We start from the raw sequence: 12,164 nt of genomic DNA, 5'->3' as shown, positions 1-12,164 counted from the left end.
TAGCTTTATGACAGGCTAGTTCAGATTATTTAAGCTATTAAGGCCCCAAAAAGCGACTGGGTTCATAGGCGTCAACATCTTGTAGCTGAGTGAACTTCCTCTCCAACACGCTAAAATAAATAGGCATCTTCATCTTAAGACGACGTAAACGCTGATAGTGATACTTATCTAACTGAGTATTACTCAATAGGTAGTCCAGTAGCTTTTTCTGCTCTGAGTTTATATAGGCGGCTCTGAAAGGGATCACTCTGTCTAGCAGTAAATGAAGGCTATCTCTACCAAATTTATAGCATTTAAATACGGAAATGCCTCTGCTAGCTCTAATGCACGACCATAGTTACGCTCACATATCATTTCATACATTACAGACGGAGATGTTTTGCCGACTGCTTTTTAATCATTCAAAAATTGATGGTAGTCATCCGTCGCCGCCTCCAAAAAAGAAGCTTTATAAAAATTAATATACCATGCGTTTTGCATCACGATATCAAGAACTTTATGGCCAATGCTTGCATACAGTTTGTAGACTAAATAGTTTTGTTCATGAGGAAGAGATTGATTCCCTCGTTGGATAATTTCTGGTGTTATTTCACGTATCCCATCCACGATACTGTCAAGTTTAGATAAATGTTCGCACCTCCTTTTTATGTCACCACCAAGCAACCCGACCTAGATATTGTTACTACTCACTTTCATTAAAAATGATATTTCCATACTCCCCCCACTGCTCCAATATATTTTCATATTTCAGATTAACACTATAATGACCAGAAAACCTAAAGTCGGCCTGCCCCTTACGTTTAACATCAACCCTAACCTTTCTAATCCAATTTCTATTTTTACAACTATAAAAGAAATGAAAACTTAAAGATTCCAACTCATCTAGCGAAATTCTTTCGCCATCAAAGCAAACATATTTGTCAGTAAGAAATATACCCTTCACAACTTTAAAGTAAGAATATAATGAGTAAATAAAGTAAATAATAAAAAATGGTGTTAGGAAGTACAAAACCTTTTCTTTCCCATAATCAACTAAATTTTCATTAAAATACCAATACACGCCTTGGCATGAGAAAAAAAATGACAAAACAATTTCATAGTTCACTTTTTTCTTTTTTAGATGTAGTTTCTTCATACTTTCCTTAAAAACACAGTGGATACATTACTCTCCACATTTTGTAAAAATCAGGTTTGGTAATGTGTGAGCTGGCCAGCTCCACGCCAAATGAACAATTCATCTAGCGAATTCAAGTTTGCTTCAGCCAAGCATTTGTAGCGCATCCATCATCGCTTTCTAATAAATCTGCCAGATTACTGTTCCTGTCTAATGTCGCTACGCTATCTTTGCTTTCAAAAACATCATTTCGTTTAACTATCTTTCTGCAGCGTGGTCTTTGTATGGAATATCAGTCTCTAAATAAGTTTTCTAAAAAGTGGACTCTGGAAAAACTAGAAAATAAAGTAAGAACTCTATATCGCTCAGTGCTCACTCATTATTTTTGTCAATGATTATTTTCCCATTACCTTTAAACATATCGATTAACGTTTCATACCTAGCATTGAGGCTAAAAACACCTGAAAAGAAAAACATTTCGCCATCATTGTATTTATAGTAGACCTCGACTTTTCTAGCCCAGTTAAATGACTCAAATGCATATATAATATGAACATTAACATAAATAAGTTCATTCATATCAATCTTACGGTCATCTAAAGATAAATAACTCTCACACAAAGTGACATTTTTATACATTCTAAAAAAAGAAAATGATACGTATAAAAAAACCACAAAAAACATAGGAGTCAAAAAATACAGTATCTTTATTTTACTCTCATCAATATACTCTGGATTGTAGTATAAAAAAACACCATGCAAGGTAAAATAAAGAGATATAATCACTTCATAATTAATTAACTTCTTTTTCAGTTTTAGCACTTAGCTCCTTCAATGGTAATGGCTATAGCTTTTTGACAGTACAAGGGGCAAATAAGGGTACGATACAGGTACAACCGAATCAACAAATTTATACTTGATCCCTAATAGTTGGCCGATCATGCCTAATATGTATCCTGTTCAATATGTAATTGCTCAGATAGCTTTAAGAAAAAACAAAAAAGGCTCACAATGTGAGCCTTTTGGTGGGAATCTTCTGTTTTATTAGAATTTGTATTCAATACCTAAACCAAGGTAATCACGCTCAACTTGGTTATCGCCATCAAATGTTGAGTAGAAACCATATAGCTTAGTTACTTTGTTCAGCTTGTGATCGATACCGATTGAAACGCCGTCTAGCTTGTCGCCTTGGTCAAAATCAAGTACTTGATACTGAGCCTTTAACGTATTTGCGCCAAAGCTATAAGCGGCATTTAGCATGTAGCCATCAGCTTCTTCAGAACCATCCACTTTCTCTTGCATTTGGTACATAGCGCCAAGTTTAAAGTCAGCTACTTTACCTTGTACTGAGAAACGTACCGCGTCACGACCCTTAACTTCGCTATCTACCGCAATCGCTGCGTAAACGCTACCTTTCTTAAGCTTGCTATCACCATACGTCAACGCTGTTGAAAAGCCATTTTCGCCGTCTGTGTTATCTTCAGCGATATAAGTACCTAAGAATTTAAAACCATTGAAACTTGCAGACTTATAAGAGATTGAGTTGCCAAGACGGTTTTCACCCTTGAACAGGTTTTTGATATCACCTTCAAGGTCGTTGAACAAATCAAGTTTACCTTGAGATTGTTTGAATGCAGTATCGTTACGGCCAATCACTACTTCACCAAAGCTACCTTTTAAACCAACGTATTGGTTACGTGCTGTGATGTTGTCTTTATCGCCTTTTGAATCAGCATCCGACAAGTCTACTTGAAACTCAAGTTTGTAGATAACTTCTAGACCACCTTCTAGCTTTTCAGCGCCTTTGAAGCCAAAGCGAGATGCATTACTTTTGATCTCAGTTGCTGAACCTTCACCTTCATCACTCGATTGCAGTGAAACGTTCGCTTTACCGTATACCGTTACATCAGCATAGGCATTTAATGAAAGCGCACTCAATACAGAGAACAAAAGTGCAGAGTTAGTCAGTTTCATGTGTATTTCCTCAATATCGCAACACGTAAATTTTTAAAACATGCGCAGTTTGCCAGCGCTTAATGACAGAAATATTACATACACTCAAAAGAAGTAAAAAAACTGACTTAAATATGAAACCATTAAGAAATATTACAAAATACATCTTTAATAACAAATAGATGCAAAATTACCTAAAAAGAAAACATGTCATAAAAAAACAATATAAGTGACATTATTTTAATGACATAAGTAAGCTTGTGATGGTTTCTATTTGCTCTTTTTGCTCATTGTCTTTGTGATAAGCGATAAAGATCTCTCGAGATACCTGATCAACACACTCAATATGAAATAACTTACCCTGTTCAATCATATCTCGCGCCAGCGCCTGTGGAATAAAGGCGCTCCCGCCACATTGCATGATTAGATCTAGGGCAATTCTTCCGGTGCTGGTTCTAAAATAAGGTGGCGTAGTGCCGCTAAACTGCTTGGCGTGCCATAGTGAAAACGCGGTGCCCCAATCTACGTAGACGTACTGATTATTAAAAAATGCCAACGCATCTTCACACTCAAAGGTACTGACCGGAATAATCGGCAAATCGCGAATAGACTTTACGACCAGCTCATCAACTTTTGGGGGATCAAATAAAACCGCTAGATCAAGTGTACGCTCCAACAACAGCCTCGTACTTTCTTGTTGTGCTTTAACTTCTGCAACCAAAGAAACACCAGGCATTGCAGCGACGATATTATTGATACCAAATTGCAAAAATGCATCCCAAATATTGGGCGTACCAGAGAGTGACAACTGCTTGTGCATATTGTTTGCCAGCGCAACATCAACCTTCGCCCGCTGCATCCCCGTCAAGATCATAGTCGCATGAGGCAATAAGCGCTCACCAGGTGCTGTCAGCTGAATATTGTTACGCTGACGAATAAACAAATTCACCCCTAAGCTTTGCTCCAATTGGCGAATTCTAAAGCTGACAGCCGACTGAGTTATATACAAATTTTCTGCAGCTCGACCAAAATGACGAGTCTTCACTACTTCCACAAAAGTCTTTAACAGATCTATGTCCACTTTTGTTCCTTACGATAAAAAAAACTTGTTTAAAAAAATTCTATTCCTGATCCATACTCCACCCAATATCAAAGTGAGGATAAAGTTATGGAACAAAACCTAGCGAACTTACATAACGCCTTTGCAAGCCCACGCGCCTTTTACGATGATGCTAACTTTCCTAGAGGCTTTAGCCGCAGCGGTCACTTTACTCTCGCTGAAGCACAGGTCTTAGAGCAACATGGCGTAATTCTAAAAAGCTTATACAACAAAGACTGTGAACCACAAAATAGTTTTCAAGTTCAGTTTGTTAATGTGATGGAGGGCCAACTGCCTCCAAGCAATATTTTTGAACGCACTTGGACCAAATATCTTAAGCTTACAACCTGTAAAACCAAGTTTCACACGCTTTTTGGCCGCTCAAGAATCGTGCCGGACCCATCAATGCATCAATATAGCAGCGCAGACGACGAGCTATAAATAATTTAGTGCAGTGTATGCTAGACTGTTTTGCCAAGTATACCTGCACTACCCCACCCCAACTGAACAAAATATTAACCCCTTATAACTTATTCAAAATATATCAAAACTAATATTTTTGTCTCACTCCTAACGTTGCTTTTTATGGCAGATCAGTTTACAACTAACGGGTGAATAAAAATAACAAGGCTGGGTTGTGGCTCGACGAATTCTTATTATTGAAGATACCCCAACAATTGCAAAGGTACAAAAACACATTGCAATATCTTGTGGTTATGAAGCTGATATTGCAGGATCACTTGCGCAGGCTAAAACATTAGTTACAGATCACAAGTATTTTTGCGCTGTCGTTGATTTTATACTGCCCGATGCGCCAAGCGGCGAAGCGATACCTTTTACCGTTAAAAATGAAATCCCAACCATAGTGATGACAGGCAATATTGATGCCCGCACTCGGGCAGCGGTCGATAAGTACCCCATCATTGACTACATCACCAAAGAGAACAAACAAGCCTATCAGTATCTTAAAAACCAACTCACACGTTTACCCAGAAACGAAAGCGTAAAAGTGCTGGTTGTTGAAGACTCTCGCCATTCTAGAATGTACATTTGTAGCCTGCTCAAACGACATAAATATCAAATTCTCGAGGCATCCGACGGTGTTGAAGGGCTAGAAGTACTTAGGCAAAATCCAGATATTTCGGTGATCATCGTCGATAATGAAATGCCGAAAATGAATGGCGAGGAGCTCTGTGCAGAGATCCGCCGCCTATACAGCAATGAGGATAAAGTGATCATTGGTGTCTCGGGATCAGACACACCGCATTTATCTGCTCGCTTTTTAAAAAGCGGCGCCAATGACTATTTACGCAAACCGTTTAATGCAGAAGAATTTTACTGCCGACTCAGTCTTAACGTGGATATGCTCGATCACATCGCGACCATAAGGCTACAAGCTAACACAGACTATTTGACGAAGCTTCCCAACCGCAGATACTTTTTTGAACAAGCTAATCGAGAGCAAAAGCTGCATACCGTCAAAAAGCTTAAGAGCAATCTAGCCATGATTGATATTGACCATTTTAAGCGTATTAACGACAACTATGGACATGATGTAGGAGATGACGTATTGAGTTCGTTCGCTATGTTGTTTGAAAAGTTCTTTCCAGGTCAATTAGCAGCAAGAATGGGCGGCGAAGAATTCGCCGTTTACTTTACAGATAACACAGCCGAGCAAAACCTAGAAAAGCTCGAACTGTTTCGGCAGTATATTGAGTTCAATAGCGCCTCATTCTCGGCGCACCAAGTCGCATTCACCGTTTCTATTGGCTTTATCTCGGCACTGGAACCTAAGATTGATGAACTACTCAAACTGGCTGATAGAAAGCTATACGTCGCCAAAGACAATGGTAGAAACCAAATCGCACATTAACGGTAAAAAGGGCTATACGCCCTTTAAATCACCCTTTCTGGCTTTTCGTGCATTTTGATAAGAGTCCCAACTAAATAAAGCTAACGCGCTCCATATAAAGGCAAATGTAATCACGCGCTGTGTGGAGAACGCTTCACCATAAAACACCACAGCCAAGATAAACATCAAACTCGGACCTATGTATTGGAAAAACCCGAGTGTTGAGTAAGGAATACGCTTCGCCGCACCGGTAAAGCATAATAGTGGTAAAGTGGTGACCACCCCAGCACTTACCAACAGTATGTTCGTCATCAGATTATTTTGGGCTAAATCAGATGTGGCCGTGGGCACACTAAAATACCAATAGGCCAGTGCAAACGGTGTGAGTATTACCGCTTCAAGCAGTAGCCCCGGTAAAGATTCCACAGGAATTTTTTTGCGGATCAACCCATACACGGCAAACGAACTGGCCAGTGAGAAAGCAATCACGGGGAAAGAACCAAAACTTATCACTTGAATGGTAACACCTATTACGGCCATCGCCACCGCGACAAGTTGCCACTTTCTCAATCGTTCTGCTAAAAACACCATACCCAGTAAGACATTGAGCAATGGGTTAATATAGTAACCTAGGCTTGCATCAAGCATATGGTTGTTATTCACCGCCCAAATAAACAGACCCCAGTTAAACCCTAACAACCCTGCACTGATACACAGCATCAACAATAACTTTGGCTTTTTCAGTACGTGCTGAACTTTATGCCATTGTTTTAAGAAACCAATGATGATGGCGATAAATACCATCGACCAGATCACCCTATGGGTTAAAATTTCAATCGCATCAATAGTATCTATTTGTTTGAAGTAAATAGGCGCAAGGCCCCACATAAAAAATGCCAGTGCAGCAAAAATATATCCCTGTTGCTGAGTTCCTGTTTGGCCCATACCACCCCCTAAAAATTTGAGGCGGCATTATACCTTTTTTGCGGTAAGTTTAATGACTAATTTGGCCATATAGACGTAAATTTATTATGCGCAGATTGTAAGTTGCTATCCCACTAAATAAGTGCCTGTGCCAAAGGCCAGCTGCACTCCCTGTTCATTGTGTAGCTCCATACGACAAACACATACTTTATTGCCCGAGCGTATCAAAGTCGCGCTGGCAATAAAGTATTCACCTCTACCAGGACGTATAAAGTCAGTGCGAATATCAATCGTGCCCAATGTCGCTAATTTACTAGGAACGCTATGTAACTCATCTTCTGGCAGTTTATCAATAATTGAGGCAGCAGCGAGCAAGCCCCCTACATTATCGAGAAGTGCAGAGATCACACCTCCGTGGAGTATTTTTTGTGTTGGATTGCCAATAAATTCGTCCTTCCAAGGTAATTGAACTTGTGCTTTTTCTGCACTGAGCGCTTGAACACTCATCCCTAAAAAGCGATTAAACGGCATTTTTTCTACAAAAATATTGCCAACTTGATCTAGCAACACTGCCTTATCCATGTACTTCCCCTCAAACTCATCTGACCAGTAAATTTAAGCCCAGAATGGTCATTTTGCAAGCACTAAAAGTTACAGACAAGCGTGACAAAAACATCTAGAATGCACGGCGATGGAAAACCAAGCCCTTACTATAGAACAAACCGATATACACACCGTACTCAAAGAAATCTTTGGCTACAGTGAGTTTCGTGACGGCCAAAGCGCCGTGATTAATGCTGTTCTTGGTGCACAAGATGCTTTGGTGTTGCTACCGACCGGTGGTGGTAAATCATTATGCTATCAAATTCCAGCTTTAACCTTACCGGGCCTGACAGTGGTCATATCACCACTCATTTCACTGATGCAAGATCAAGTTGCTCAGCTTCAAGCGCTAGAGATCAAAGCTGAATTTATTAATAACAGCCTCACCTTCGAGCAGCAGCAAGAAATTTATCAACGCCTACATCACAACGATGTAAAACTGCTGTATGTCGCACCAGAAAAAGTACTGCAATACGAATTTAAAGAGCGCTTGAGAAACCTCAATATTAGCTTGTTTGCGATTGATGAAGCGCACTGCGTGTCACATTGGGGGCATGATTTTCGACCACATTACTGCCGCCTAAGCGAACTAAAACAACAGTTCCCTACCGTTCCAATGATGGCACTCACCGCCACTGCGGATATTGCAACACGTAAAGACATTGTTCATCAGCTAGGGCTTAACCAGCCCTATATCCACACCGGCAGTTTTGATAGACCGAATATTCGCTACACTATCGAAGAAAAGTTCAAGCCGCTGTCCCAGCTCATGCGCTATCTGAGAACTCAGCAGGGCCAAAGTGGTATCATCTACTGTACCAGTAGAAAAAGAGTTGATGAGATAGCTGAAAAGCTCGCAGATGCAGGTTTTAATGCCGCGGCTTATCACGCAGGGATGAGCAATGAACAGCGCCAGTTTGTACAAACAGCCTTTGCTCGAGACGATATTCACATCGTGGTAGCCACCGTCGCATTTGGCATGGGTATTAACAAATCGAATGTGCGTTTCGTTCTACACTACGACATTCCAAAAAGTATCGAAGCCTATTACCAAGAAACAGGACGCGCAGGTAGAGACGGCCTCGCAGCGGAAGCGATCATGTACTTTGACCCTGCAGACATTGGCCGCGTGAAACGCTTTTTTGAAGATATAGAAGACGAGCACAGACGCCGTGTTGAAGAGCAACGTTTTAACGCGATGGCCAGCTTTGCTGAAGCACAAACCTGTCGTAGACAAATTCTTTTAAACTATTTCAGTGAATATCAGCGTGAACCGTGTGGTAACTGTGATATTTGTCTAAACCCACCGAAGCGCTTTGATGGCACTTTAGTAGCCCAGCAAGCGCTTTCGTGTGTGTACAGGGCAGAACAACGATTTGGTCTGGGGTATATTGTTGACCTGTTGCGAGGGGCAAATACCAGCCGTATCAGAGATAATCAACATCACACACTGAGCACTTACGGTATTGGTAAACAACACAGCAATGAATTTTGGCTCAGTGTATTACGCCAACTTATTCACCATGGATTACTCGCACAAGATATTACACAAGGTGCTAGCCTGCGTTTAACTGAGGCCGCCAGAGCGGTTTTAAAGGGCGAGTACACGCTACAACTTGCACAGCCAAGACTTGAGGCTAAACACGTTTATCAGGACAAACTGGCTCAATTTAACTACGATAAAAAGCTCTTTGCGAAGCTACGTAGTTTACGAAAAGAGCTGGCCGATGAAGACGACGTACCACCCTATGTGGTCTTTAATGACAAAACGCTGGCAGAAATGGCGCAGCTTATGCCAACCACAGACAGCGAGTTTTTGAAAGTCTCTGGAGTTGGCTTTACCAAGCTCAGCAAATACGGCGCGCCTTTTATGCAACTTATTCGCAACTATCTGGCAGCCAGCTAATTAGCTAAGAGAAAAATCATGAGCCAAGTCGAATTTGACCCTGAATACCAAATATTGATCATTACACCAACATGCTTGCCCGAAGCAGATGAATTTGAACTGTGGAGCAGTATTTTTTTGCACCATCCACAGCACATCCAAATCATAGAGTTTGCGCAAGGGGCTGACCGTCATCAACTACGATTTAGCTACGCTCAGCAAAGCTTCAACCTCAACTTTGAACATTACAGTGAGAGTATTTGGATAGCCCCTGAAGGACAAGATGCGGCACCTTTTTTGCCAAAACTCGCTCAATTATTTCTATCAAATTCTTAATTATGAAATAGACTTAAAGACTAAGGTTTGTTTATAGTAAAGCATTCATATGGTTAAATAATTGATTGGGAGTTGCGAATGAAGGCACTGAAATGCAATCACTTTTTAGCCATTTTCAGCGCCCTAATGTCCGCTCCAAGCGTCGCTCAAAACCTTGAACACGCAACCCAAAGCTGTGCGAATCAAAGAGCTGAAGAACCACTCAACAGCAATTTACAACGCCAGCTGGATAAAGAACCCAACCTCCCTCCTGAAGGTGAATCTAGGCGCATTGAAACGGTGAGTTTTCATCAGCTCAATGTTTTTGATACCAGTTTACCAGAAGAAGATAACGCACTATTTCGCTTTGCTAACCGCGCCCATATAACCACCAAACCTGAAGTATTGCGTAGCATATTGTTATTCCAAGAAGGCGATATGTATTCGCAAAAAAGGCTTGTTGAGTCGGAGCGATTGCTCAGAAACCAAAACTTTTTGTACGACGCCAGAGTATTTGCCGAAGAAGACTGCCATGGCAACATTCATGTGAGTGTCGTTACCCGTGATCTTTGGACCTTGCTGCCTGAACTGAGCTTTAGCCGTAGCGGTGGCGAAAATTCATCACGCATCGGCTTTAGAGAAACTAACTTACTAGGTTGGGGTAAGCGCCTATCACTGACTCATACCAGTGACAAAGACCGCTCTGGTTACTTATTTGTGTATGACGACCCCAACATACTGTCAACCCGCTATCGTGGCCGTGTTGAATATGCTGATAATGACGACGGAAAACGCCACTACATCGGTGTGCACTACCCATTTTTTTCAACAGAAACGCCTTATAGCTATGGTATGTCTGATTACGAAAACCGGCGTATTGAATCTTTGTACGAAGCTGGCGAAGTGGTGTCTGAATTTGAACATTTAACCCAAATATCAGATATATATTTTGGTGCTGCTACCACGCTTTCTCGTGATTGGACCCAACGCCTAAGTGTCGGCTTTCATCACCAAGAGGATGAATTTAAAAGCACCTCAAATACTCGTTTGCCGATTGCTGAAAATAGAACGGTAAGTTATCCCTACCTCAAAGGTCACTGGTTCGAGGACAATTACATCAAAGTCAGAAACTTTGACTCCATCTACCGCACGGAGGATTTAAATCTGGGCTGGAACATCAACGCCATGCTTGGGTATTCTGATGATCAGTTGAGCAATGAGGCCAGTCACTTGGTTTATCAACTGTCCGCACAAAAAGCCCACTTCACATCGGACAGAAGCCTGTGGCGAATGGCTTTATCTGTCGATGGACAATGGAATAGCGAACAAAATACCGCACGTAACATGGTCACTGAGGCCAATTTTGAATATTATCTCAATACCAGTTTATACCAGTCTTGGTATGCCAAAGTGCAACTACGATTTGCTAAAAACCTTACCCAAGACAAGCAACTGACTTTGGGAGGCGAAACAGGCTTGAGAGGCTTTCCAATTAAATATCAACATGGCAGCAAAAGCGTATTGGTGAATTTAGAAAAACGCTACTATTGGGAGTATGACTTGCTGCAACTGTTCAAAGTCGGTGCAGCAGTGTTTTTCGATATAGGTCGCGTGCGTGGCCATTCGTTAGTTGACAGTAACCCTGACTACCTGAAAAACATCGGGATGGGACTGCGCCTTGCCCCTAGCCGTGCCAACGCGGGGTTAGTGCTGCATTTAGATGTTGCGACCCCAATCAACGGGCCAGAAAACATCGACGACATTCAATGGTTATTCACCGTAAAGAATCGCTTTTAAGAACTGTATCACTATGCTATAACCATGCAAATTTCAGTTATGGGATAGAGACTTGTCTTATTTAACGACTATATTAGCGGAACAGTACCGCTTAGTAGTCACGGCATTCGTGTTACTACTTTTTCCTATCATTTTTAAATACAGTCAACGGGTACTTGATAGAGTTACTCAAGGCAAGATAGATACGCATCGTCAGCTCAGAGCGGAGCTATTGCTAAAAATAATCACAGCCATCGTGCTGATATGTTTGTTGCTTGTTTTTTGGGGCATAGAGCTTAGAGGCTTACTGGTACTTGGGTCTTCGTTGTTCGCAATGCTAGGTGTAGCGCTGTTTGCAGGCTGGTCTTTGCTCAGTAATTTGACCTCATTTTTACTGATGTTTATACAAAACTATTGTCGTGTCGGAAACTGGGTTCGTATTGTCGATGGTGCAAACCACATTGAAGGCTGTATCGTTGAAATGGGCTTAATGAATGTTGTTCTGAAAAACGTTGATGGCCACCGTGTAATCTACCCAAACAACTTATTTGTTACCCGTCCAGTATTAGTACTTCGTGAAGAGCCAAGCAAACCCAAAGTACCCGCGCCAAAACGTGTATTGGGCCCAAAAAAGTAAACGAGT

At 41.3% G+C, this 12,164-nt stretch carries 13 protein-coding genes; 6 read left to right on the top strand and 7 right to left on the bottom strand.

Annotated features, from left to right (window positions below; all coding sequences use genetic code 11):
* Positions 1-37: 37 nt before the first annotated feature.
* The 5 genes from BET10_RS21320 to BET10_RS04475 form a co-directional block, all read right to left on the bottom strand.
* Positions 38-247: a hypothetical protein gene (locus BET10_RS21320; protein ID WP_139158534.1), complete on the bottom strand. Its 210-nt coding sequence runs from the start codon at positions 245-247 to the stop codon at positions 38-40.
* A gap of 435 nt (positions 248-682) precedes the next feature.
* A complete protein-coding gene (locus tag BET10_RS04490; protein WP_070983751.1) occupies positions 683-1,135 on the bottom strand; it encodes a hypothetical protein in 453 nt (150 codons plus the stop codon).
* A 351-nt stretch (positions 1,136-1,486) separates the two neighbouring features.
* Complete coding sequence (locus tag BET10_RS04485; RefSeq protein WP_070983750.1) at positions 1,487-1,936, bottom strand: hypothetical protein; 450 nt, start codon at positions 1,934-1,936, stop codon at positions 1,487-1,489.
* Between the two features lie 222 nt (positions 1,937-2,158).
* Positions 2,159-3,088 (bottom strand): porin, encoded by a 930-nt coding sequence (locus tag BET10_RS04480; protein ID WP_070983749.1) that lies wholly within the window; start codon positions 3,086-3,088, stop codon positions 2,159-2,161.
* A 214-nt stretch (positions 3,089-3,302) separates the two neighbouring features.
* Positions 3,303-4,148 (bottom strand): LysR family transcriptional regulator, encoded by an 846-nt coding sequence (locus BET10_RS04475; RefSeq protein ID WP_070983747.1) that lies wholly within the window; start codon positions 4,146-4,148, stop codon positions 3,303-3,305.
* 87 nt (positions 4,149-4,235) lie between these two features.
* Here BET10_RS04475 and BET10_RS04470 point away from each other — a divergent pair, with 87 nt between their 5' ends.
* A complete protein-coding gene (locus BET10_RS04470) occupies positions 4,236-4,607 on the top strand; it encodes a MaoP family protein (RefSeq protein ID WP_070983745.1) in 372 nt (123 codons plus the stop codon).
* 196 nt (positions 4,608-4,803) lie between these two features.
* Positions 4,804-6,039 (top strand): response regulator, encoded by a 1,236-nt coding sequence (locus tag BET10_RS04465; protein WP_070983742.1) that lies wholly within the window; start codon positions 4,804-4,806, stop codon positions 6,037-6,039.
* A 12-nt stretch (positions 6,040-6,051) separates the two neighbouring features.
* Here the strand turns inward: BET10_RS04465 and rarD are convergent, their stop codons facing one another.
* Complete coding sequence (gene rarD, locus BET10_RS04460; protein ID WP_070983740.1) at positions 6,052-6,963, bottom strand: EamA family transporter RarD; 912 nt, start codon at positions 6,961-6,963, stop codon at positions 6,052-6,054.
* A gap of 105 nt (positions 6,964-7,068) precedes the next feature.
* Positions 7,069-7,524, bottom strand: a complete 456-nt coding sequence (locus BET10_RS04455; RefSeq protein ID WP_070983737.1) for a thioesterase family protein — start codon at positions 7,522-7,524, stop codon at positions 7,069-7,071.
* 109 nt (positions 7,525-7,633) lie between these two features.
* On the opposite strand from BET10_RS04455, the gene recQ reads away from it, so the two are divergent.
* The 4 genes from recQ (at position 7,634) to BET10_RS04435 (ending at position 12,158) form a co-directional block, all read left to right on the top strand.
* Positions 7,634-9,451 carry a DNA helicase RecQ gene (gene recQ, locus BET10_RS04450; RefSeq protein ID WP_070983735.1) on the top strand — a complete coding sequence of 606 codons (1,818 nt, stop codon included), beginning with the start codon at positions 7,634-7,636 and terminating at the stop codon, positions 9,449-9,451.
* 18 nt (positions 9,452-9,469) lie between these two features.
* Entirely contained in the window at positions 9,470-9,766 is a 297-nt protein-coding gene (locus BET10_RS04445) for a DUF3630 family protein (protein WP_070983732.1), read from the top strand.
* A gap of 126 nt (positions 9,767-9,892) precedes the next feature.
* On the top strand, positions 9,893-11,542 hold the full coding sequence (locus tag BET10_RS04440) for a POTRA domain-containing protein (RefSeq protein WP_070984045.1): 1,650 nt from the start codon (positions 9,893-9,895) through the stop codon (positions 11,540-11,542).
* Positions 11,543-11,594: 52 nt separating this feature from the next.
* Positions 11,595-12,158 (top strand): mechanosensitive ion channel domain-containing protein, encoded by a 564-nt coding sequence (locus tag BET10_RS04435; RefSeq protein ID WP_170829112.1) that lies wholly within the window; start codon positions 11,595-11,597, stop codon positions 12,156-12,158.
* The last annotated feature ends 6 nt before the right edge of the window (positions 12,159-12,164 follow it).

This window comes from Pseudoalteromonas amylolytica (genome assembly GCF_001854605.1).
Classification (GTDB): Bacteria; Pseudomonadota; Gammaproteobacteria; order Enterobacterales; family Alteromonadaceae; genus Pseudoalteromonas; species Pseudoalteromonas amylolytica.
This window is presented reverse-complemented; position numbering and strand designations above follow the sequence as displayed.